Genomic DNA, 24,054 nt, shown 5'->3' with positions numbered 1-24,054 from the left:
CTGGAGGAAGGGTGACAGTCTGACCTCGCAAAATCGTCGAGTGCGGCGCGGCAGCTTCCTCGGCGATAGGATTGGCAGCTTTGCCGAGCCTCTCGCTGCCGACCCGCCCCGGCCAGGGCCGATCATTCCATTTTCTTGCGCTGTCAGGTGCGCAATTTGCTGAGCGATGGTTCCGGTTTATCGAAAGGACGAGTGACTGAGCTATTTAGCTTCTATGGTGCTGAAAACAAAAGATTCGCCAAGTGTGCATGTAGATTATGCAGATTAAGGCATAAAGAGAATTTATGCTCAAAACAGCATATTGCGAAATTATGTGATTTGAGACATAGCGCTGGCCAAGGAGATTGGCTTATGGCTCATATTGCGCGATCGCCCAAGCAACTTGGCGCCGCCATCCAGCGTGTGCGCAAGCAGAAAGGCATGAGCCAGACGGAACTGGCCCGCTTGGCAGGCCTGCGGCAGGAACTGGTCTCCAAGATCGAGACCGGACAAGAAGGCACCCGGTTATCCTCGATTTATGCGTTGTTTGCCGCTCTCGGCCTGGAGATGGTCATCGATCAGAGGTCCGGCAAATCGGTGCCTGATATTGAGGACATCTTCTGATGGGCCGGCGCAGAGCGCACCCCCCTCTTAACATATTCATCAACAACCGTTTGGCTGGGCGCCTTCTCAAGCAGGCCAGCGGCGCCATCGAATTTCGCTACGACCAAAGCTGGCTTCCCTGGGAGCACGCATTTCCAATCTCCCTTTCGTTGCCCCTGCGCGAATCGCAATTCACCGGCGAACCGGTGGTCGCCGTCTTCGACAATCTGCTGCCGGATAATGCCGCCGTGCGTCGCCGGGTTGCCGAACGAACCGGGGCCCAGGGCAGCGATGCCTACAGTTTGCTGGAGCGTATCGGGCGGGATTGCGTGGGCGCCATGCAATTCCTGCCGGATGATGCAGCTTTCGACGGCATCCAGCCGGTGGATGGGGAGCCCATCAGCGACGCCGAGATCGAGCAGATGCTCGCGAATCTGGCCCAGGCGCCACTCGGCATCGACATGGATCATGAGTTCCGGATTTCGGTTGCCGGAGCACAGGAAAAGACCGCCCTCCTTTTCCATGACGGCCAGTGGCTGAGACCGCTTGGAACCACCCCCACGACCCACATCCTCAAGCCGCAGCTCGGCGAGATTCCGACGGCATTCGGGATGATCGACATGGCCGACAGCGTCGAGAATGAACATTATTGCCTCAGGCTGCTGGAAGGCTTTGGCCTGCCCGTCGCAAAAACCGAGATCGCGACATTCGGCGCGCGCAAGGTGCTGGCGGTCGAGCGATTTGATCGTCGCTGGAGGAGCCCGACCGAACTGCTTCGATTGCCCCAGGAGGATTTCTGCCAAGCCTTGGGCGTCCCTTCTGCCCAAAAATATCAGAGCCACGGCGGCCCTGGCGCCGTCGCAATCCTCAAGCTGCTCGGGAGCAGCGACAACCCCCTGGAGGATCAGGCCGCCTTCCTGAAAAGCCAGATCATATTCTGGCTTATCGGTGCGGCGGACGGTCACGCCAAGAATTTCAGCATCTTTCTTCGCCCCGGCGGGCGTTTCGGGATGACGCCATTCTACGATGTCCTCACCGCTCAACCTGCGTTCGACGCGCGGCAGATCCCGAACAACAAGTACAAGCTCGCAATGTCGGCGGGCAACAGCCGGAAATATCAAATTCTGAACCTTGGCGGACGGCATTTCGTGGAGACCGCGAAGGAGGCCGGATTGGGCCCTACCCTCATCGACAAGGTGCTTCGGGACGTCATTCAAATGGCCGAAAAAGCCCCCGAGCAAGCGTTGTCCATGATGCCCGATGGGCTTGTCATCGCCACACACACTAGCATCATGAACGCCATGGAAGTCAGGCTCAGGTCATTGGAGCTTGGCCTAGCAGAGATTTGAACCGCGTTTCGCGGGCTTCCTGTATGTCGCCACGAGCGGCAGATTGGATTTATCGCAACCCACCCGCGAGCCATGAATTGCCATTTGGCAGCTTATCATATATTTTGTTCTATATGGCTATATTGCAACCCGTTGAGACAACTCCCGCTCCCTTCCGGCAGGAACCTGTCACTCAGGAAGAAGGTCGAGCGATGTTTCGCGCCGCCCTCAACCTGTTCGCCAAATGGGGCGTCACCGATGAGCAGGCTGCCGTCCTTACCGACATGCCCGCGCGCAGCTTTCGTCGCTGGAAGGCGGAGGGGCCGGGGCGCATTTCGCGCGATGGGCTTGCCCGTCTATCCAACCTCATGGGCATCCATAAGGCGCTCCGGATCATCTTTCAGGAGCCGCAGCGGGGCTATGACTGGATCAAGGCGTCCAATGCGGCCTTCGAGGGCGCGAGTGCGCTGGCGGTCATGCTGGGCGGCGAACTGACGGACTTGATGCGTGTGCGGCGCTATCTTGATGCGGAACGCGGCGGCTGGTGACCCTGGCTGACGAACCGCCAATTTGCAGAGTGGAATGGGACGGCGCAGTGCGGATCATCCGCAGCGTCTACCCGCCCATCGACCTGTTCGAGGATATCGCCGATCCGGCGGATTGGCCCCTGTTGCTGTCGGCCGAGCAGAAGACCAATCCGCGCATTCGGGCATCGATCGGGAATCTCGACCTTGTGCCTCCCGGGCGACGGGTGGGTGGCAACGGCGCTTCCTATCTGATGGCATCCTTCACCCATGTCAGTGTCGACCGTCCCAGCCGGTTTTCCGACGGGAGCTATGGCGTCCTCTACGTCGCCGATCGCTATGAAACTGCCCTGTTCGAGACGATCCATCATCATGCCCGGTTCATGGCGCGCACGGCTGAACCGCCCGGTTGGACCTCCCAGTTTCGGGAAATCATCCTGACAGTCCGCGCCGACGTTCATGATCTGCGCGGCCAGGAAGATCCGTTCGCTGCTTGCCTCGATCCGGATGATTATGCTGCCGCCCAGTTGCTAGGTGCTGCCCTGCGCAAGGCTGGTTCTGACGGGATAGCCTATCCGAGCGTACGGCAAGCTGGAGGAGAATGTGTCGGGCTCCTCTACCCCGACTGTGCCTCCAGCCCTGTCCAGGGCAGACATCTCGACTATCATTGGGATGGCAAACGAGTTGATCTGGTGAGGGATGCTGGGAGCGGAGCGGTTTTCCGGGTGGTGGAAGAATGACAAAGGGATCGTTTGCACCATGACGCCCTCTGCTGACGGTCGTCACGAGCGCGCAGCGGAGGCGCTGAACAGTCATCCCGACTATCGGGTCCTGCGCCACCGGAATGGTGCTGCGGGCTCAATCGCAATCGAAGCTCTCCGCCCGCGCAGGGTCGCCGCCACGATAGCGCGCCACCTTGGGCCAGGGGCAGAGCGGGCGGCTGACCCCCGGCAGTGTCTTGCCGGTGGCGACGATCCGGTCCGGCGCGATGCCCTGCTCGACCCATGCCTGGATGGCGGTCAACGGATCGAAATCATCCGTCGCCCGCCCGCCTTCGCAGTGCATCATCCCCGGCACCAGGAACAGGCGCGCCCAATCCTGGGTCTTGCCGCCGGTATCATGCGCCAGGCGGTCGTACCATGAGGTGATTTCGAAGGCCGACAGGCTGTAATCGCTGGTCCCATGATAGATGATCAGCTTCGATCTCGACGCGAAGCTGTTGAGAAAGCTTCCCTCCGCGTCGATGACCCCGGCCGTGCTGACCAGGCTGGCGAAAACATCCGGAAAGCGTATGTCGAGTGCATCGAGTCCGGGATTGGGCGGGGTCAACGCGAAATAGCGCATCGTGTCCATGAACAGTGACGGCGCCCTGGTGTCGGCGGCCGCGGCACCCGCCCAGAAGGCGGGCGTCGAATCATAGGGCAGCGGCTTGTAATAGGGCTTGCCCTGGGCATCTACTGGTCCGGTGACGATCCGCTTCAGCGTATCGACCTGAGCCCTGGAAAGGCAGGTGGCGGTTTTCGGGCCCTTGCATTGCAGCACCGCCGGGTCGAACTTGCAGGCCGCAATGTCCTGGATCAGCCCGTCGGCAAGACCATCCAGCGCGTCGCAGCGCTTCACCGCACCATCGGCCACCAGTTTCAAGTCCGCCTTGGTGAATGCGCCCACGCCCGGCCTGGAGATGCGGCTGAGCTGAGCGGTGGTCCATGACAGGCGCGGCGCGATGCGCGTCAGATTGAACGCGGCATTACCCGCCACCACGCCGTCGAAATAGTCGGGGAAACGCTGCGTCACCAGCATCGCCTGCCGTCCGCCATTGGAACAGCCGATGAAATAGGATTTGGCGGCAGGCTTGCCGTAATGCGCGGCAACGATGCGCTTTGCTGCGATCGCGACCTTGTCGAGCGCCACATAGCCATAGTCGATCCGCGCCTGCTGATCGATCGCCCAGCTGCCATCGGTCGATTCATTGCCGGGGCTGATATGCCCGCCATTGGTCCGCACCACGGCAAAGCCGCGTTCAAGCGCCGTTGGCGACAGGCGGCTGAACAGCGATCCATAGGCCGGCCAGTCGACGCCATCCATGTTGCCGCCGCCCTCGAACAGGAAACGGCCATTCCAAGCCGCCGGCATGCGCAATTCGAACCGGATCGCATAGGTTCGGCCGTCGACGCCCCGGCGATCGCCAAAGGAGGCGCGGATCAGGCAATGCGCCGGCATTTTCCGTCCCTGATCCTCACCGTAGAATGCCGCCGCTGGACCGGCAGCAACCTCTCGCGCCTCCAGCACATGCAGGTCGCCGTCGGCCATTTGCTTCAGCCTGTCACACGCGGTCGCCGGGGGAGATGGGGCCGCCTGGGCCGATGCCGGGCCGGTCCCGGCAAGAAACAGCGCCAGCGCCGATGCCATCGTCCCGCCGGCCCAAAGGCCGACGGCCGACCGGGCGCCTGCTGGAGAAGCCAGCCCGCCGCGCGCCGATCCCATTTGAAGAAAAGACGTCATCCAACCCCCCAAGAATGGCAAGCCGGCCGCTTGCAGCGGTTTATGGAACCACCCGGGCACGGTCACGGGCGCAAGTCATCATCATTTTGTTGACGCGTCAATAATATCATCTGGATTTTCCGCTGAAAATGGCCAATATCGGGCCGTAAGAAAACCTTCGCTCACAGAATCTTCTCCATATATTCTTGTCGAGTAATCATGGCTCTTCTGATTATCTCGACATCTTCGACGAAAGCAGGGCGCCGGACAGCTGCCTTGGTTACCCTCGTTCCCACCCTCTCAACGGAGGCCCCATGATTGAACCCGCCACCATCGAACGATTCGCGCCGCGTTTCGAATATGCGTTCAGCATCGCATTGACGCTGACGCCGGTCCGCTGGGTCAGCCCATCAACCATGGGCGCTACACGCGGTGCCGTCTATGCGGCGCAGGGCAGCATCGAAGGGCCTGCGCTCAATGGTCGCGTGGTGCCGATGAGCGGTGGTGACTGGCCGCTTGTGCGTCCGGACGGCGTGATCGATTTCGATGCCCGTTACCTTCTGGAACTGGACGATGGCACGCTGATCTACATGCAGAATTCCGGCTATCGTTGGGCATCGACCCCGGAGATCGGGGAGCGCATGGCACGGAATGAGCCTGTCGATCCCGATTCATACTATATGCGCGTCACGCCGAAGTTCGATGTGCCGGCGGGACCACATGACTGGCTCGCGCGGCATGTTTTCGTGGGTGTGGCGGAAAAGACGCCTGGAGCGAACCGGATCCATTATTTCAAGCTGCTGTGAATGCCCGACGGGCGGGAAGCCGTGGCTGCGCGAATGAGGACAAGGGGCGGAACCAGGATCCGGACGGGATGAAAGGGGCCGACCTGGATCGCCCCCTTTCATCCCGCCTGCCCCCTAAACGTTCAATTCCATAGTGGCGGCGCCCGGTCTGTAACAGAGCCAGACAAAAACCAGCCCCAGTGCGAAGCTGCCTATTCCGATCACATTGGTCCACAGGTCGAAGGTCGTCACCGCATAGAGCCCCAGGCCGATCAACGCCACGCTGCTCGCGGCCGGGAACAGGCACAGGGTCAGCCACTTGCCGATCGAGACCTTGTAGCTATCCCTGAAGACCCAGGCCGCGCCAAGACCCGCAAGTCCGAAATAATAATCCACCTGAAAGCCCAGCGCCCGCACCGACGCGAACAACAGCAACTGCACGCTCGGCATCAGGGCTGATGTCCATATCAGGATCAGGCCCAGGACGATCATGGCGTATATGGCGTGCGATGGCGATAAGGTACGATCATCCACCGTTCCGAAGATGCGGGGCATCGATCCATCGCGTCCCATCGCGAACAGCGTCCGCGAGAACATCAGCATGGTCGCCTCGATCGCCGCGATGCTCGACAATATGACCGCGGCCGACGCCAGCAATCCGCCTGCATAGGAAAGCCCGGCCCGGTATGCGATATTGAATATCAGATTGTCCGTGAGATTGGCCGCGTCCTGAACCGGGAACATCATCAACGCCACGGCGGCGAAGCTGGTGTAGAGCAGGATGGTGATCAGAATGCTGAGGAGGCCGCCCAGGCCGGCCTTGCGCCCCCCGCCGACCGTTTCCTCGCCCAGGTTGGAGGTGACGTCCCAGCCCCAGTAGAAATAGACCGCGATCAGGGCCGTAGCCGCAAAGCCATCCAGGGTCAGGCCGCTGCCAAACCATCGTTTTCCGAACGCCTCGACGCTCCCGGCCTCATGGATATGCATCAGCGCCGCGCCGAGAATGACGACGAGGATCAGCAGTTGCGCCAAGGTGATCATCGTCTGCGCCCGGCTGGTCACCGTGATACCGGCGACGACTATCGCGGATACCGCCGCGAACCAGAAGCTGGCGACGATCGACGTGGTGACGACGTGTCCCACCTGGCTGGGGGCTATGATGTTGAGGGTCGCGGTTGCGATCGGCACCGTGCCGCTGACCACGAACAGCAGCGTCGCTATGAGCAGCGACCAGCCAGAGAAGAATCCCAGGAATTTACCGAAGATCGCGGACGTCCATTGATAGGAGGCGCCCGCATTCGCATCGCGTTCTCCCAGCGCCTGATAGGCCTTCGCTATGCCGAGCATCGGAACGGCGAAGATGAGGAGGGAAACCGGTGCGAAGACCCCGGCGGCGCCGATCAGCGCCGCGGTGCCCATTGCTATGGACGATGCGGGCGCACTGCCCGCGACGCCCATCATCATCGACCCGATGAAGGAGACGGAATTGTCCTTGAGATGATCGTTCACCGAGATCCCTCTCGCCCGGCCGCGACGGCGGGAAGATAGGTGCCTGGGCCGTCGCGCCCCTGTTCTGAGACCGGCATGCGCCTCATTCCTTTATCGACAGGGTCAGGCCCACGGTGCGCGGCCTGAGCGTCGTTGAAACCCAGGCAGGATCGTTCTGGATCGGCCGCGATGCCGGGCCGAGCAGCAGAAGCGGATGTGCATCGGTGATGTTCGTCATGAAGACCGACAGATCATACCGGCCAAAGGTAGCCCCCAGGCGCGCGTTCAGAGTCGAATAGGCCGACACCTGGCGCAGCAGCGGATTATAGCCGAACGCCCCTGGCTGGGTCTGCCCGGCGCGCCGTTCACGCGACGTGTAGGTAAAATCGACGCGCGTGTAGAAATTCACGTTGCCGACGGGGGGCATGTTGTACACCCCCGACAAGGATGTGTTCCAGGGCGCGCTTGCTCCGGGAACCCCCGATCCGCGCGGAAATATGACATTGGCGCCGCGTGCCACCGGATCGTCAAACGTCGCCTTGGTATAACCGGCCGCGCCTGTGAGGATCAGCCCCTGGACGGGTGAGACTTCCAGCGACAGGTCGAAGCCCTTGGCGGTCGCGTTGCCGGCATTGTCCACGAAGCTGTAGCCGCAGGTCGGCAGCGCGATATCCGTCTGGATGTTCTTCCACTTGATAATGTAGCCGCTCGCCGCGATCGCGACACGACCGTTCAGGAAACGGTTCTTGCTGCCGACCTCGTAGCTCCACACCGAGTCCGAATTATAGGTGGTGGGCGTCGAGGTATAGCCGAGCTGATTGAGGTCGGCATCGCACACATTGGGCGGTATGATCGGCCCCGATCCGCCGGGGCGGAAGCCCTTGGCTGCCGTGCCGTAGAAAAGATTGCGCGAATCCGGTTCATAGGTCAGCCCGAACTTGGGCGTGACGGAGGTTTCGAGCTTCTTCGATCGCGCGCTGGAGTAAACCGGCGTCAGCGGCCCCTGACCCACTGTACAGGTTCCACCGGGGCCCACATAGACCTCGCATGGCGTTCCATAAGGCGCGTTGATGTTGCTTTCCGGCCCCAGCAGGTCGACATTCTGTTCAAACTTGTTGCGTGCGACCCGGACGCCTGCCGTGAGCTTCAGCTTGCTCGACAGTCGGAGATCGGCCTGGGCGAAACCGGCAATCTGGGTTTCGACAAGCCGCCTGTTCTCGTCATAGCTGACGGATCCGGGAAGGAGGGGCGCACCGAAAGTATTGAGAAACGCGGTCGATCCCGGCCCGAACGGCTCGCCGTCGGTGAATCCGTAGGGGACGCCGCCAAAGGAGATTACCGGAAGATTGGCGGTGAAATTTTCGGAAATGGGTTGCCGGGCCGTTTGGATGTTACGCGAGTAGAAGGCACCAACCACCCATTGCAGGGGCGATTCCGATTCCGCCGACTGCAACCGGATTTCCTGCACGAAATTCTTCTGCTTGTTGGTGAAATCGGAATTGGCCCGCGCTCCCGGCGGCGGGACAAGCTGTTGCGTCAGATAGCGATAATAATATCTCGTATAATCGGCTTGCTGGCCTTGCAGCCGGTCGTAATAGGAGGTGTTGGAGGTGATGGAGGCAAAGCCGATGTCCCAGTTGATCCGCAACGCCGGCAGGTAGAAACGATCGCCTCCCGCCTCCCGATCGGTGCCGGACAGGGCCGTCAGCGTCGGATCGTTCGCCGGATCACCCGCCTGGTAGAGGTAACGGGCATATTGCGCCTTGCCGGGGTTGGAAGCGGCCAGCCAGAATTGGCCGATGCCGTCATGGTTGCGCAGTTTCTGATAGGTCAGCGAAGGCGTCACCGTGATGGCGTCGCTGAGCGCGAAGACCAGCGCGCCGCGCAACAGAAGCGCCGTGTCGGAATTGGCGTTCTTGTGGATCGTCGACGTCTTGGTGAAGTTTAACGAGTCGCCATAGGATGCGGCCGTGGGATCCACGACCGTGTAGGTTCCATTCACATCGTCGACCCAGCCGCCATTGCGGCGATAATAGGCGCTGACCCGGAAACCTATCTTGTCCTCGACGATCGGGCCGCCGACGGCCGCGGCCGCTTCATAGGTCGGCGCCCCGTTCCGCGTGGTCGCGATTTCGGCGCGGCCGCGATAGGAAAAGTCCTTCATGCTGGGTTCGGTCTGGATGAAGCGGACGGTGCCGCCTTCCGAACCCGCGCCGAACAACGTTCCCTGCGGGCCGCGAAGAACCTCCACCCGCTCGATGTCGAACAGGCTGGGGAAGCTCGAACTGGGCGCATAGCCCAGATTGCGCGCCTGTATAGGCGTATCGTCAATATAGATGCCTGTGGTGGAAGCACCGGCGCTGGAGGCGATTCCGCGTATGGAAACCTGATTGCCGCCGATCGGGGATTTCTGCAGCGACAGGCCCGGCGTCAGCCGCACCACGTCCGAAAACTCCCTCGCGCCCCTGGCCTGCAGCTCCTGCTGCGAAAATGCGCTGACGCTGATCGGAACCTTCGACAGCGTCTCGGATCGGCGGGTAGCCGTCACCACGATTTCGGCCTGTCCCATATCCCGCGCGTCATTCGCGGACGGTTTCTCCGGCTCCTGTGCATGGGCCGCCGTGGCCGCCGCTACCGCCGTCAACGCCACGCCAATCGACATGGCGCCATATTTGCTTCGAAAACACCCCATTTTATGTGCTCCCCGTTAGCCCTGTGCTTGCGTTCATGACGCAGGTGCCCGGTATCCAATCCCTAACGCATATTCATATGTGTCGCCTGTCAGTGCTACGCCCTGAGTGCCACCGCATCAGGCTTGCAGCGCCAGCAGGCGGAAGCCATGGACGCGATGCGCCGGCCTACTCCTTCGGCAGGATATGATGGCTTCAACCATCGGCCCGCCCGGTAGGTTGAAGAAGCTGCGCGATCATATAGGGCGTCGCTTCATTTTCAATGGTCGGCGGCACGGTCCAATCCTGACCATTGGCGATTTTGCGAAGGAGGTTTCGCAGGATCTTCCCGGATCGCGTTTTCGGCAGCTCCGGAACGACATGCACTTCGCGCAAGGTGGCGATCGCCCCAAGCTCGCGCCGCACGGCCGATATGACCTCCGCGGGCAACTGGTCCGCGTCGAACGCTTTCCGCGCGACGACAAAGCCCAGCGGCACCATTCCCTTGATCGGATCATCCGCGCCGATGACCGCGCATTCGACCACACCGTCGACCGCCGCCACGATCTGTTCCATCTGCCCGGTTGAAAGGCGGTGGCCGGCGACGTTGATGATGTCGTCGGTACGGCCCATGACGAAGACAAAGCCGTCCTCGTCCATATGGCCGTAATCTCCGGTCTCATAATAGCCGGGGAAACGCTGGAAACTCTTCGCAAAGCCCACGGGATTGTTCCACAGGCCGCGAAACGCGCCGGGCGGGAGCGGCTGGCGAACGACGATCGCGCCGCTGCTGCCGGCCGGGCATTCGACCCCGTCCTCGTCCACCACCTGGATGGCATAGCCTGGGACGGGCGGCCCGGCGCTGCCGAGTCGACGCCGGTCATCACCCAGGGACAGGCATGGCGCGATCGCCGGCCATCCCAGCTCGGTCTGCCACCAGTGATCGACGACCGGCAGGCCGCTATGCCGCTCCAGCCAGGTCACCGTGTCGGGATCCGCCCGCTCACCGGCCAGGAAGATGGCGGTCAGTTCACCCGTGCCGATCTCGCCGAGCAGCCGCGCCTGCGGATCTTCCTTGCGGATCGCGCGGATCGCCGTCGGCGCCGTGAAGAAGGTCTTCACCCCGTTCGCCACGATCGTTCGCCAGAAGACCCCGGCGTCGGGCGTTCCCACCGGCTTGCCTTCGTAAAGGATCGTGGTCGCCCCGACGAGGAGCGGCGCATAGACGATGTAGCTGTGGCCCACCACCCAGCCGACGTCCGAAGCGGCCCAGAACACGTCGCCCGCGCCGATCCCATAGATGTTCGCCATCGACCAGGCGAGCGCGACCGCATGACCGCCATTGTCGCGCACCACGCCCTTGGGCGTTCCGGTCGTGCCTGAGGTGTAGAGGATATAGAGCGGGTCGCCTGAGTCGAGCATGGCGCAGGGCGGCAATGGGTCGCCGGCGCTTGCTTCTCGCAGCGCCGCCCAGTCGCGGTCGCGTTCCGGTTTCAGTTCTGCGGCAAGTCGGTCGCGCTGGAGCAGCAGGACTCGATCGACCTGGTGCGTGGCGGCAGCCACGGCTTCGTCGACGATCGGCTTATAGGCAATGACGCGACTGCCCTCGATCCCGCAGCTCGCGGTTATCAACAGCGTCGGGCACGCGTCGTCGATGCGTTTGGCCAGTTCGTGCGCCGCGAAGCCGCCGAACACGACCGAATGGATCGCCCCGATTCGCGCACAGGCCAGCATCGCGAAAATCGCCTCCGGCACCATCGGCATGTAGATGACCACGCGATCGCCGCGCGTGACGCCGAGGCGCAGCAGCATCGCGGCCACGCGCTGGACTTCGTGAAGCGCCTCCCCGAAGGTCCAGTGCATCGAAGTCCCGGTGACTGCGCTTTCATAGACTAGGGCCGTCTGGCTACCCCGCCCCTGCAGCACATGGCGATCGAGGCAGTTATGGCATGTATTCAGGACGCCGCCCGGAAACCAGCCCTCCTCAGGATCGAAGGCGCGGCGCGGCGGCACGGCCCAGTCGACGGCTTCGGCGGCGTCCGTCCAGAACGCCTCGGCATCTTCAAGGCTCCTGCGCCAGGCGGCGGTGTAGCGCGGCTCCATAGCGCCGATCTCATGATTATCGTCATGGGGCATGTCTGTGCTCATCGGGTTTCGTCCCGGCTGTCGGCCTCCGCCGCGACCAGTTGTACGGCCAGAGCCGCCATTTCCGCCGGCGTAAAAACCCGTCCCCGCGTGAGGAACCGTTTTTCGCGGCCATTATCCAGACTGAACATCCCTCCGCGCCCCGGCACCACGTCAAGGATAAGCTGGGTATGCGCCCAGGCGGCTGCCTGCGCCTCCCCGATATAGACCGGCACATCATCCACCATGCCGAGCAGGATGTCACTCCCGCCGATACGAAACCCGTCCGCCGGATAACACATCGGCGAGGAGCCGTCGCAACATCCCCCCGACTGGTGGAACAGGAGCGCGCCATATTCCGCCTTCAATTCGGCGATGAAGGCAAGCGCGGCCGGCGACGCGACGACGCGCGGGACTGCCCCCGACGCATCGGTATCCGCGCCGCCGCTCATCGCAGAGCCCCCTGACCGCCGCGGCGCCGGCCTATGGAGCATCCCCCGCGCCGCATCAGAAGAAGCCGAGCTTCTTCGGACTGTAGCTCACCAGCATGTTCTTCGTCTGCTGATAGTGATCGAGCATCATCTTGTGGTTTTCGCGGCCGATGCCGGACTGCTTGTAGCCGCCGAACGCTGCATGCGCCGGATAGGCATGGTAGCAGTTCGTCCACACCCGCCCCGCCTTGATATTGCGTCCGAAGCGATAGCATCTGTTCACGTCCCGGCTCCAGATGCCGGCGCCAAGGCCATATAGCGTATCGTTCGCGATCTGGAGCGCTTCTTCATCGTCCTTGAACGTCGCCACCGACAGGACCGGCCCGAAGATCTCCTCCTGGAAGATCCGCATCTTGTTGTGTCCGCGAAACACCGTCGGCTCGACATAATAGCCGCCCGCGAGCGCCCCGCCATGCGCAGCCGCCTTGCCGCCCGCAAGCAGTTCGGCGCCCTCCTGCCGGCCGATATCGATATAGGAGAGGATCTTCTCGCACTGCTCGGAAGAGGCCTGCGCGCCGATCATGGTTGCCGGGTCGAGGGGATTGCCCTGCCGGATCGCAGCGACGCGTGCCAGCGCCCGCTCCATGAAACGGTCGTAGATGGACTCGGCGACCAGCGCGCGGCTGGGGCAGGTGCAGACCTCGCCCTGGTTCAACGCGAACATGACGAAACCCTCGATCGCCTTGTCGAGGAAATCATCATCCTCGCGCGCGACATCGTCGAAGAAGATGTTGGGCGACTTGCCACCGAGTTCCAGCGTGACCGGAATCAGGTTCTCGCTGGCATATTGCATGATGAGACGGCCGGTCGTCGTCTCGCCGGTAAAGGCGATCTTTGCGATCCGGCTGGAGGAGGCAAGCGGCTTGCCCGCCTCCAGGCCGAAGCCGTTGACGATATTGAGCACGCCGGGCGGCAGCAGATCGCCGACGATGTCGATCCACACCATGATGGAGGCCGGCGTCTGTTCGGCAGGCTTCAGCACCACGCAATTGCCCGCCGCCAGCGCCGGCGCCATTTTCCAGGCCGCCATCAGCAGCGGGAAGTTCCACGGAATGATCTGCCCGACCACGCCCAGCGGCTCATGGAAATGATAGGCGACAGTATCGTGATCGATCTCTCCGATCGATCCTTCCTGCGCGCGGATCACGCTGGCGAAATAGCGGAAGTGATCGATCGCCAGCGGCACGTCCGCGGCGGTGGATTCGCGGATCGGCTTGCCATTGTCCCAGGTTTCGGCCAGCGCGAGCTTGTCCAGATTGGCTTCCATCCGGTCCGCGATGCGATTGAGGATCAGGGCGCGCTCGGCCACCGGCGTCCGTCCCCACGCGTCCTTGGCGCGATGCGCCGCGTCCAGCGCGGCTTCAACATCCTCCGCCTGCGAGCGCGCGATCTGCCCGACAACGCCGCCGGTGATCGGCGAAACATTGTCGAAATAGCGGCCCGATTTCGGCGCAAGCCACTGGCCATCGATGAAATTGTCATAGCGCGCCGCAAAGGGAGCCTTCATGACCAAATCGGGGCGATCGTCGACAGGCATCTCCATCTCTCTTTCTTTATCGGATTTGAACTACTCGACCGGGGTGCTTCCTCAGCAAGAACCCGATCGATCTTCCTTCAGCCGCGCACGAGTTCCTCGGTAAATTCGGCCACCAGCGCGACATAACCGTCAATCTCCTCAGCCGTGTGGGCGAACGAAGCCTGCGGCCCCGCACTGACGATGCAATCCCAATAGCCCCTGTTGGCCATGAACACACGCCGGGCGTCGAGCATGTCGAGATCCATCGAGGCGCGTGCCTCCTGATAATTGCGCGGCAACTCGGTCGTCAGGCACATGCCCGACCGCGGCCCGAGGCGAAACGCCCGGCACGGCAGGTCAAGGTCACGGCAGATGGCGTCGATCCCATCCGCCATGCGCGCGCCCAAGGCAGAGATGCGGTCGTAGGCGGCTTCCGTGAGCACATGCTCCAGCATCGCCCGGGCAACCGCCATCGACAGGGCATTGCCATAGAGCGTGCCGCCCAGGCCGATCCCGGACCGGCGGTGGAGGATGTCGAGGTGCCGCTCCACATGATCCGATACTTCGCGGGTCATGCCGTAGGCCGCGAAGGCAACCCCGGAGCCGAACCCCTTCCCCAGTGTCATGAAATCGCTCTTCAACTGCCACTTTCGGGTCAGGCCGCCATAAGCGAAGGAATAGGTGTGGGCCTCGTCAATGCACAGCATCGTGCCTGTCTCGCGCGTAATCTCGCGCAATCCTTCAAGAAAGCCCGGTTCCGGCATCACCAGCGAGCAATTGGTCATCGTCGGCTCTGTCAGCACCAGTGCGACGTCGCCCTGCTTCAGCACGCGTGAAACCGCTTCCAGATCGTTGAACGGCAGGATGATCGTGTCCTCCGCGCGCTTTCCCGACATTCCCTGATATTCGGGGACATTGTGCCCGTCTTGGGAAACGACCAGCGTCTCTTCGAGATGGCCATGATATTTGCCTTCGAACACGACCAGCTTGCGACGGCCCGTCATGTGACGCGCGATCCGCATGATGTCGGTGTTCGATCCGGAAGCCGAGACGGTGAACTGCCATGCCGGCATGCCGGTCTGCGCCGCCAGCAGTTCCGCAGAGACGATGGCATCCTCCGTCGGCAGCAGGAAGTGGGCGCCCCTGCGATATTGCCGGGCCAGTGCTTCCTCGACCTCCGGCACGCCGAAGCCGATCGTCATCGAGAGGTCCGAAACGTTCATGTCGACATAGGAATTGCCGTCCGGATCGAAGAAGCTTGCCCCCTCGCCGCGATCGGCAAAAAGCTGGGGATGGGAATAATAGCCCGCCATCCATGAGTTGGGGACGGCTGCCGGCATCACCGCCAGAGCGCGTTCGCGAAGCGCGTTGGACGCGCCGGTGCGTTGCCTGAAACGGTCAACTTCACGCTGATCGATACGGGCCACACGATCTCGATCCGCCACGAAGCGATCGGCATTACCAGTCTTGAACGACATCATTGAGACAAGCTCCTGCGCGCCGGCGAACCCACCGGCATAAATTTCGTTTTCTGCTTATGGTCCGTTTCTATTCGGACGACGGCGAATAGACCTTCTTGCCCATGAACCATGTCGCCAGCACCTTGGTATCGCCGATCTTTTCGGGATGGCCCGAATGGGCAAGTTCCAGAATGTTCTGATCCACGATGATGAAGTCAGCCGACTTCCCGACTTCCAGCGATCCGATCTCCGCACCGCGATTCAAGGCCCGGGCGCCATTGATCGTGTAGGCGTCGATCACATCTTCGACACTGAGACGCTGCCAGGGGCTGATCGGCTGCCCGCCGCGGCGCGACCGGGTCACCCCCATCTCCATGTTCACGAACGGCTGCGGATCCTGCGTCAGGACTGGCGCATCCGATCCCGCGACAATAACCGCACCTGCATCCTTGGACGTCTTGGTGGGATAATTGCACTGTTCGAAAAAGCCGTTCGGCTTATGAAGCGCCTCATAGCTGTTGCCGTGCACCTTTTCGAAGAAGGGAACGGTGCTGAGGTCGTATCCGGTGGGTTCGGCATACATCCAGCTGAAGGTATAGACGAGATTCAATCGGTCTTCGCCAATGCGCTTGATATCGGCCGGGGTGGCGCACTGGAGGTGAGCCAGCGTGTCCGGACGAGTATAGACGCCATCGGCCTTGCGCGCCGCCTCTATGGCCTCCAGCGCCATATGCACTGCGGCGTCACTGATCGTATGGATGTGTATCGTGTAGCCCTTCAGATGCGCCTTCATCACATAATCGGCAAAGATCCACGGCGCGTGCTGCGGAATGCCGTAGGAAATCGCACATTGTCCGGGATGGAAGCCGTAGCGCTTGGTGAAATCGGCAATGGCTGTCGGCGAGGACAGGTCAGCCGGAACAGCCCGCGCATAGACGCATTCAGGCGATGAAATGTCGACATAGTCCTTGACGGACAGATTGCCCTGGGCATCCTTTTCGAAAATCGGCTGCAAATAGGGCACGGGGCGGAAGGCCGCGCCGAAGGTGGGCGGAACGTTGTTGGGATTGGCCTCCATGTCGCCGTCCGCGAAGATTTTCACGGAATCCGCCGAAGCGAGCGGATTGCCGGCATATTTCCGCTTGATGGCATCCGCCTGGGTAAAGAGGGCATCCCAGTTCACGCGGCCGTCGGCGTCCCGGAAGTCTTCGGGCGCCCAATATTGCGCCATATTGACGCGGAAGCTTTGCTGCCCGTTCTTCTGCAGCTTGTCATAGACGTCGAAGATGCTGCCCGGTCCGAATATGCCGGTAGACGCCGACGCGGCGGCGTCCCATACCGCCGTAATGCCCCGGCTGTTGAGCGCCTGGGCGAGTCGCTGGGGTTCGGCGAGCAGCTTCGCAAACTCCTCGCGCGATGTCTCCGACGAATCGATGGGGGTCTTGCCCTCGTCCTGGATGTCACCGCTGGGCTCGCCGTGAATGTCGACGCCGACCACGGGCTTGTAATGAGCGAAATCCGTCTGCAGCGTCTTCTTGGAATAGCCGACGGTCTCCCCCTTCGCATTCTTGGCCAGGGCCAGTGCGCGGCTGTTATAGGCGCCATGATGGCCGTCCCAACCGGTCATGACGACCGGATTATCGGGTGCGGCATCATCCAGCGCAGCCCGGAGCGTGGCGAATTTGGCATCGGTCTGATTGCCGGCCGCATATTCCCATTGCGAAACGGCAAGCCATTTCCCCGGCTCGAGCTTCGCGTCCACGAGGCATTGGCGAACCAGCGTCGCGATTTCCGCAAGCGTATGCGCCTTGGCCTCGAGGTTGCAGCCGCCAAAGTCCACAATGCCCCGAGGATGGATATGCGCATCAACAAGGCCCGGCAGGACAAGCTTACCACCTGCATCCTCGACGACCGTCTTGCTGCCGATAAAGGCGCCTATGGCGGCGTTACTGCCGACAAATACCAGCTTGCCGTCCTTTACGGCCAGGGCTTCCACGATGCGGTGCGCCCCGTCCACCGTGTAGACGCGGGCATTTTTCAGCACCAGATCGGCCGCGACAGGCCCTCGCGCGATCGCCGGCGCCAGCGGCATCAGGCAGATCGCCAATGATGACGCCAGGGCCGCCCCCCTGAGCCTGGCAGACCAGCGACGTCTGGCCTTAGATCCGATGCGCATCGTCATTTCTCCCGAAAACGGACGGGCCCGACCCCTGAGGCATATATTTCATCGGTCCCTTGCAAGACCATATCTAGCTTCATGCGGCGCTGAAGATCACAGCGTTCCGAGACAGCGCTTTCGACTTTCCGTGCCAATGTCGCCGCCACTCCGTCACGGGATTGAAACATGGTGTAGACTATGGCACGCTCCTGCACTTCATATATGTGGGGGGCACAGCATGCTCGACTTCACCACAAAAAAACTGCCGGAAAGTGGGCGCGCCGCCCGCTATTCCGAAGTGCTCAGTTCTTATTACAGTTCCATTGAATCGGAACGCGAGGTCATTGCCGAGATACAGGAACGGGATACTCTCGACGCATTCTCCATGGCGTTCGATCTGGGCAGGCTGAGCTGCTCCGTCCATAAATGCAATTCGCCGCTTCATCGCTACTCCATGCGCAAGAGCCCGATGCAGTTGGGTCATTCCCTTCAATATATTGTGGAGGGCAATCTCACGATCGTGAGCGACGATCATTGCCATGAAGTCGGCCCCGGCGATCTGGTCTTCCTGCGCTCCCGCAAGCTGCTGGAATATCACACATCATCGTGCGGCAGCAAAACCATAGGCGTGCAACTTCCCTGGGCTCTGGTCCAAAGCCTGGCCTATGGGCGGAACATCTCCCTGGATCGCGTCTTCACGAGCAAGGTCGGAATCGGGGCCTGTGTCGCCTCCTTCATCGACGCGATCTTCAACTCTCGCGCGGATCTTTCCGCAGCCGACTGCGCCGCTCTCCAGGTCGGCCTGGCCGAGGCGATCGTCCAGCTTGGAACCCTGGCGACCGGATCCCTTGCCGATGCGGCGCGAATGGGCCTGCTGAACGACCTCAAGTCGATCGCAACCGCCGCGCTCGACGATCCGGAGCTGAGCCCCGCAACGGTCGCGGCAAGGGCTGGCGTCTCCGTCCGCACGCTGCATCGCGTTTTTCAGGCTTCGGGGGAAACATTCTGGAGCTGGATCCGCGACCGGAGACTTGATCGCTGCTATGCCGAACTCACGGCGCCGACCCATTCGAAACGAACCATTACCGAGGTTGCATTCCGCTGGGGCTTCAACGAACTGAGCACCTTCGACCGCAATTTCCGCAAGCGCTATGGCGCGTCACCGCGCAACGTGCGGTCCCTGGCCCAGGCGGATCCGCAATCGGCCTGAGCGGCCAGCTCATCGCGACCCGTCGCCCACCAGGCCGCCGGCTTCCGCCACCATTGCCGTGACTCCGAAACTGACGCTCTCGGGAATCGCGCCGGGCCGGTCAGCCGCGGCGCCGGGCGAAGCGAGTTCGTCGCCGGTACCGACGATCGCCACGCGTGGCCGAACCGCCACCGTCACACTGGCGACATCTGATGCGGCGGCCGCAATCATGGCCTGAGGGGAGAGACGGGTGCCGCGATCGAGCAGCAGCGTGCCGGCGACAAAGTCGCTGGCTATGGCCCGAACATTCCATGCCGGGCCGTAGCCAGCCGTGAACCTGACGTTGCCGCCCTCGCGGATCGCGTGCTCCTGCACGATGCAGCGGTCCGCCCCGGCGGGCATCGGCGCGCCGGTGAAGATGCGCACTGCCTCACCGGCGCTCACAATGCCGGGAAAGCCGAGCCCGGCACGAGATTCTCCCGTCACCCACAGCAATTGATCCGGGGCGGTGGTCGCGTCGCACACCGCATAGCCGTCCATCGCCGCGGTCAGCTGGCTGGGTGAATCCTGCCGTGCGTATAGCGGCTCCGCCAGCACACGACCGGGCGCATTGGCCAACGCCACGGTTTCGGTGCCCGGCAGGCGCGCCACTGCCTCGTCGAAGCCAATCGGTGCTGCGCCCATCAGCCCGACCTTGTCCCGAGCCATCCGCCATCGCTGGCCCGGACGGTCATGGCGAAGCCTGGTGCGTGCAGTTCCGCCATGGCTGACAGGTCAGCCGCCGATCGAGGCGAGATGCGGCGTGGCGCCGCTATTGCCATCGTGCAGGCGGTGCGACGGTGCCTTGCGCGCCGTGAGCGTGATGATCCGCTCGACCAGTTCGTCTATCTGTGCATCGTCCTGGAGGAGCGGGCGCAGGTCGAGTCCGCCATCGCCGAACAGGCACAAATGCAGCTTGCCCTCGGCCGACAGGCGGAGCCGGTTGCAGGTAGCGCAGAAATCCTGCGCATAGGGGGCGATGATGCCGATCCGCCCCCTGGCGTCGGAATGGGCGAATTCCACGGCCGGGCCTGCTCCCGGCGCGCGCGCCACGCGTGTCCATCCTGCCCGCGCCAAGGCGTCTATCACGGTTTGACCGGGTAGATGATGGGCCTGGAAGAAAGGCGCATTGTCATTCGTGCGCATCACTTCGATGAAACGCAGCGACAGGTCATGGTCACGCACGAAGGCGATGATCGCCTCCAACTCGTCATCGTTGACGCCCCGCATCAGCACGGCGTTCAGCTTGATCGGATCGAACCCGGCGACCCGGGCCGCTTCCACGCCACGCAGCACCTCGTCGAGCCGGTCATGGCCGGTGATCGCCGCGAAGCGAGCAGGATCGAGCGAATCGATGCTGACGTTGATCGCGCTTACGCCAGCTGCTCGCCATTCCGCAGCGTGATCGGCCAGGCGATAGCCGTTGGTGGTCATCGCCACGCGGCGAATGCCCGGCACCGCCGCTACGCGCCGGGCAATTTCGGTGAATTCGGCGCGCAATGTGGGTTCCCCACCCGTCAGCCGAACCTTCCACAAGCCGAGCCGGGCGAAGGCCGTCACCGCCCGCACGATCTCGTCAGGCGACAGATCGGGCGTCCGTCCCGCCGCCTTGCGATAGCCATTGGGCAAGCAATAGGTGCAGCGAAAATTGCAGACATCCGTCAGCGATAGCCGCAGATATTCGAAGCTACGGCCACTGGGATCTGTCAGGCGACCGGATGCCGCCTGCGCCGAACTATCGGAGGGCGCAATTTTCACGGCATGGCATTCCTGGTCAACAGACAGATTCCCAACTGCATTTTTGCGTCTGATCATTACCAATTCTCAGACGTTGCTCACTCCACTTCTGCGGTTTGGTGCCCGATAATCCTGCTGCTCAGGCGCCGGACATTCACGGGGATGGCGGTCATCCGTGGGATGGCGTTGACGCGCTGATAGAACTCATCGGCGACGATGAGGGCACCGATGGAGACCCCGCCATCCTCGTCCATCTCACCGGTGGCCGGACCAAAGCCGTGCGGGATAGAGATCACGCCCGGACGCATCGTCTCGTCCGCCTCGGCGATCGCGGTGATCTTGCCGACATCGGATTCCAGTTCGATGTGATCGCCATTCTCTATGCCCAGATCGGCCATGTCGGCCGGATGGATATAGGCCGGATTGAACTTCGCCCTCGCCCGGACGCTCGGCATGCCGATCGTGCCGACGCTGTTGAACATGTGGCGCATCCGGCGGGAGCTGACGAGGTGGGTGAACTTCCTGCCCTTGCTGACAATATTGTCGGGCGTGATGGCATAGGCCAGCGCCTCTTCGAGCTCGCCTCTCACGTCGGCGGGCATCACGTCGAATTTGGCCGTGCCTTCCGGGCGAGGCGCCGCCACCCGTTCGGAGGCGAACGGGAAGGAATTGCCGCTCGGATATTTTTTCATCTCGTCGAGCTTCACCCGGCCGTCGGCGGCGCGAATGGCGAGCAGGTCGTCGGTGGTCACCGTGTCGAGGTCGATCTTGGTCGTGTGATTGTATTCGATCTCCAGCCCGAGCCGCTTGGCGATGCCGGTATAGACCTGCCAGTCCTCGACCAGCTCGGACCCCGCGGGCGGCGGCACGGCGGCCGGCGTATACTGGATCCAGTTGATGGTGGTGAAGACGATGGTGGGAATGGTCAGCGGCAGGTCCGCGCGCTCGTAGGGCATTTTCGGCGGCAATATGTAATCGCAATATTGCGAGGTCTGGTGCATGAACGGGTCGATCATCACCGACAGTTCCAGCGACTTCATCGCCTCAACGACTTTCTTCTGGCCCGGAATGGCAACGACGGGGTTGCCGCCCTGGATCAGCAGGCCGCGGATCTGTCCCTTGCCCGGAGTAAGGATCTCGTCGGGAAGCGTTCCGCTCATTTCCTCGCGGTTGAGCAGCGTTCCAACGCCGCGGATGCGGCTCGGCGGGACATGCTCCCAGGTGCGCGAGGGCGGGATCACTTCCGGATAGATCGGCGCCTCGGGGCTGAGCATTTCAACGAGCGTGGTGTCCCCTTCGCGCAGGAAGCGTCCGCACACGACGTTCATGGCGTCTGCCAGATGCTGGGCGACGTTCGAGTTCGGCCCGAAATTGTTGCCCGTCCCCGTCGAAACCGGCCCGCGCTTTGAATCACGCGCGAACATCTCGGTGGCGGCGCGCAGCTGGCCCTCGGGCAATCCGGCGCGGTGCGTCACCATCTCCTCGTTGAACGGCTCGACCGCCTCACGCAGCGCGGCCATGCCCTCGGGGCCGACATAGCGCTCGCAGAACTCCTTGTCCTCCCAGCCTTCGGCGAGGATCATGCGGATCATGCCTGCGGCGATCGTCGCGTCGTGCCCCGGGATCGGCTGGAGATGGATGTCGGCATAGCGCGCAGTTTCCGTCAGCCGGGGATCGATTACGATGAGCTTCATGCCCCGCGCCCGCGCCGCCTTCATCGTGCGGACCGGGTCTGACATCAGGAAGTTGAGCGACGCGTGCGAGATCAGCGGGTTGCTGCCGAAGACCATCATCACATCGGCGGTATCGAAGCGCTGCGGGCCGGCTGCCCAGAAACCCATGCGCTCATAGGTAATCATCTTGGCGGACTGGTCGAGCGTATTGGTGGTGAAAAAGTGCCGCGATCCCACCGCCTGCATGAACGGCAAGTGGATCGAGAAGGCGGCGGAGTTGAAGTTCGCCCCGTTGCCGATGAACAGGCCCAGCGCCTCGGGACCGTCGCGGTCGATGATCACCTTCATCTTCTCGGCGATTTCGTCGAGCGCCTGCTCGATCGAGATGCGCGCGAAGGTGCCGTCCGGCTGGCGCTTCAGGGGATGCAGCAGGCGTTCGGGGCTATATTGCGCTTCGTGACTGTGAATTCCCTTGAAGCAGGCATAGCCGCGGCTCATCGCGTTGTTCTCGTCGCCGCGAATGCTGACGATCCGGTCCTCATCGTCAATAGTCAGTTTCGTACCGCAGCCAGCAGTGCAAGTTCTGCAAAAGGATGTCACCGTACGCAAGCTCAGTCTCCTCGACCATGGTCGTCGAAGTGCGGCACCCATTAACATTGATGCCGTCGCCCCGAAGTTTAAGTAGTTCGTGCACAGGGTGCCGATCTGATGAACGATCAGGCCCTGTGATCGATGAATTCCCGAACAGGAATGACCAAAGCTCGACGAGTATTCCTCATCAAGCTTTGGTGTACCCGTTCTCTATTTTAGAGCAGTTTCCGAACGATTGGAACAGATCGCTGCGCAAGAATCCCGGAATGCAAGGAATCAAGAACAGGGGTCTAATTCAATCAGATCGAACCCTCTCTAAAGGCGCGTCTTATTCATAGTTCGTAGCGCAGCGAAATTCTCCAGGTGCGCGGACGGTTGTACGATTCATGCATGCAGCCACAGAAGGTCGCCAGATCGAACCCGATCACGTTGACCCGCTTGTCGAAGATGTTGTCGAGCGAAGCAGCCGCGGTGAACTGGGGCGTGAGCTTCCACTCCACATTGGCGGCGGTCAGGATATAGCCCTTCGTGACTTCCCCGGTGAAGTTGCGCAGGTTGTTGAAGAACCGCCCGGTGTAGTTGGCATTTGCCGACAGCGAAATCGCATCGTTCGCAATGGGCGGTGTCCAGCTCACGATCGCCGAGAACTGCTCGCGGGGCGCGAAGGCAGGCTCGGTGTCCTTGACAATGGCCGGCGCGGTAGCCGTGGCAGGTGCGGTGACGACATCCTTCACCTTGGGCCGGAAGATGGACGCGCCAAGGTTGACCAGAAGCCGGTCCGTTGGCTTGATCTGGAGACTGCCTTCGATGCCGTAGTTGGTCGCCGGGCTGTTCGTGACCAGACCCGACGAGTTTACGAACAGGAACGCCTGGTAGTTCTTGTAGTCATAATAGAAGGCCGCGAGATTGGCGACGACTGCGCCATCCAGCAAGGTCGCCTTCACGCCCGCTTCGTAGGACCACAGCGTCTCGGGTCCGTAGGCCATCTGGGATTCGAGAAGCGGGAGGCTGCCGTCCTGGTACTTGGCATTGTAGGCCCCGCCCTTCACGCCGCGATTGACGCCGACATAGACAAGGGTGTCGGAGTTCGGCCGATATTCGAGCTGGAGCTTGCCGGCCCACAGGTTGTTGCTCCGCTTGTTGCGATAGGGATCGAAGATCAGCGTGCCATCGGCCTTCTGATAGGCCGGCAGCGGAGCCAGTTCGACGCTGTCGATAT

The 24,054-nt window shown here is 62.1% G+C and carries 18 protein-coding genes and 1 pseudogene; 7 read left to right on the top strand and 12 right to left on the bottom strand.

The window, feature by feature from the left end; all coding sequences use genetic code 11:
- Positions 1-351: 351 nt before the first annotated feature.
- The 5 genes and pseudogenes from MRBLMA1_RS14160 to MRBLMA1_RS14140 all read left to right on the top strand — a co-directional run bounded on the left by MRBLMA1_RS14160 (position 352) and on the right by MRBLMA1_RS14140 (position 3,174).
- Positions 352-603, top strand: coding sequence for a helix-turn-helix domain-containing protein (locus MRBLMA1_RS14160; protein WP_363737475.1), 252 nt, complete (start codon positions 352-354; stop codon positions 601-603).
- A pseudogene (locus tag MRBLMA1_RS14155) lies at positions 603-917 on the top strand (HipA N-terminal domain-containing protein); the annotation flags it as partial. The gene MRBLMA1_RS14160 and the pseudogene MRBLMA1_RS14155, both read left to right, overlap by 1 nt.
- Before the next feature lie 3 nt (positions 918-920).
- Positions 921-1,931 (top strand): HipA domain-containing protein, encoded by a 1,011-nt coding sequence (locus tag MRBLMA1_RS14150; protein WP_363738204.1) that lies wholly within the window; start codon positions 921-923, stop codon positions 1,929-1,931.
- A 113-nt stretch (positions 1,932-2,044) separates the two neighbouring features.
- A complete protein-coding gene (locus MRBLMA1_RS14145) occupies positions 2,045-2,458 on the top strand; it encodes an MbcA/ParS/Xre antitoxin family protein (RefSeq protein WP_363737474.1) in 414 nt (137 codons plus the stop codon).
- Between the two features lie 47 nt (positions 2,459-2,505).
- The gene (locus MRBLMA1_RS14140; RefSeq protein WP_363737473.1) at positions 2,506-3,174 is read left to right on the top strand and encodes an RES family NAD+ phosphorylase; all 669 of its coding nucleotides are present in this window, start codon (positions 2,506-2,508) and stop codon (positions 3,172-3,174) included.
- A 118-nt stretch (positions 3,175-3,292) separates the two neighbouring features.
- Here MRBLMA1_RS14140 and MRBLMA1_RS14135 read toward each other — a convergent pair whose 3' ends face one another.
- Positions 3,293-4,936 (bottom strand): tannase/feruloyl esterase family alpha/beta hydrolase, encoded by a 1,644-nt coding sequence (locus MRBLMA1_RS14135; protein ID WP_363737472.1) that lies wholly within the window; start codon positions 4,934-4,936, stop codon positions 3,293-3,295.
- Between the two features lie 293 nt (positions 4,937-5,229).
- On the opposite strand from MRBLMA1_RS14135, the gene MRBLMA1_RS14130 reads away from it, so the two are divergent.
- Entirely contained in the window at positions 5,230-5,721 is a 492-nt protein-coding gene (locus MRBLMA1_RS14130) for a DUF3237 family protein (protein ID WP_363737471.1), read from the top strand.
- Between the two features lie 114 nt (positions 5,722-5,835).
- On the opposite strand, the gene MRBLMA1_RS14125 is transcribed toward MRBLMA1_RS14130, so the two are convergent.
- The 7 genes from MRBLMA1_RS14125 to MRBLMA1_RS14095 form a co-directional block, all read right to left on the bottom strand.
- Positions 5,836-7,209, bottom strand: coding sequence for an APC family permease (locus tag MRBLMA1_RS14125; protein WP_363737470.1), 1,374 nt, complete (start codon positions 7,207-7,209; stop codon positions 5,836-5,838).
- A gap of 82 nt (positions 7,210-7,291) precedes the next feature.
- Entirely contained in the window at positions 7,292-9,880 is a 2,589-nt protein-coding gene (locus tag MRBLMA1_RS14120) for a TonB-dependent receptor (protein ID WP_363737469.1), read from the bottom strand.
- Between the two features lie 193 nt (positions 9,881-10,073).
- Positions 10,074-11,960, bottom strand: a complete 1,887-nt coding sequence (locus MRBLMA1_RS14115) for an AMP-binding protein (protein ID WP_363738202.1) — start codon at positions 11,958-11,960, stop codon at positions 10,074-10,076.
- Positions 11,961-12,001: 41 nt separating this feature from the next.
- On the bottom strand, positions 12,002-12,433 hold the full coding sequence (locus MRBLMA1_RS14110) for a DUF779 domain-containing protein (protein WP_363737468.1): 432 nt from the start codon (positions 12,431-12,433) through the stop codon (positions 12,002-12,004).
- 55 nt (positions 12,434-12,488) lie between these two features.
- Positions 12,489-14,009 (bottom strand): aldehyde dehydrogenase, encoded by a 1,521-nt coding sequence (adh, locus tag MRBLMA1_RS14105; RefSeq protein ID WP_363738200.1) that lies wholly within the window; start codon positions 14,007-14,009, stop codon positions 12,489-12,491.
- 77 nt (positions 14,010-14,086) lie between these two features.
- Positions 14,087-15,469 carry an aminotransferase class III-fold pyridoxal phosphate-dependent enzyme gene (locus MRBLMA1_RS14100; RefSeq protein WP_363737467.1) on the bottom strand — a complete coding sequence of 461 codons (1,383 nt, stop codon included), beginning with the start codon at positions 15,467-15,469 and terminating at the stop codon, positions 14,087-14,089.
- A gap of 67 nt (positions 15,470-15,536) precedes the next feature.
- Positions 15,537-17,624: an amidohydrolase gene (locus tag MRBLMA1_RS14095; protein WP_363737466.1), complete on the bottom strand. Its 2,088-nt coding sequence runs from the start codon at positions 17,622-17,624 to the stop codon at positions 15,537-15,539.
- Positions 17,625-17,844: 220 nt separating this feature from the next.
- Here MRBLMA1_RS14095 and MRBLMA1_RS14090 point away from each other — a divergent pair, with 220 nt between their 5' ends.
- Entirely contained in the window at positions 17,845-18,816 is a 972-nt protein-coding gene (locus tag MRBLMA1_RS14090; RefSeq protein ID WP_363737465.1) for a helix-turn-helix transcriptional regulator, read from the top strand.
- A 9-nt stretch (positions 18,817-18,825) separates the two neighbouring features.
- On the opposite strand, the gene MRBLMA1_RS14085 is transcribed toward MRBLMA1_RS14090, so the two are convergent.
- From MRBLMA1_RS14085 to MRBLMA1_RS14070, 4 genes are all read right to left on the bottom strand, one after another.
- Positions 18,826-19,503 (bottom strand): hypothetical protein, encoded by a 678-nt coding sequence (locus tag MRBLMA1_RS14085; RefSeq protein ID WP_363737464.1) that lies wholly within the window; start codon positions 19,501-19,503, stop codon positions 18,826-18,828.
- Positions 19,504-19,569: 66 nt separating this feature from the next.
- Complete coding sequence (gene moaA / locus MRBLMA1_RS14080) at positions 19,570-20,586, bottom strand: GTP 3',8-cyclase MoaA (RefSeq protein ID WP_414714692.1); 1,017 nt, start codon at positions 20,584-20,586, stop codon at positions 19,570-19,572.
- Between the two features lie 83 nt (positions 20,587-20,669).
- Entirely contained in the window at positions 20,670-22,895 is a 2,226-nt protein-coding gene (locus tag MRBLMA1_RS14075; RefSeq protein WP_363737462.1) for a molybdopterin-containing oxidoreductase family protein, read from the bottom strand.
- Positions 22,896-23,167: 272 nt separating this feature from the next.
- Positions 23,168-24,054: TonB-dependent receptor domain-containing protein (locus tag MRBLMA1_RS14070; protein ID WP_363737461.1), on the bottom strand; the 887-nt coding region annotated here is incomplete at its 5' end.

It is taken from the genome of Sphingobium sp. LMA1-1-1.1 (genome assembly GCF_040676365.1).
Classification (GTDB): Bacteria; Pseudomonadota; Alphaproteobacteria; order Sphingomonadales; family Sphingomonadaceae; genus Sphingobium.
The sequence above is the reverse complement of the archived record's forward strand: the minus strand, read 5'-3'. Positions and strand labels throughout refer to the sequence as shown.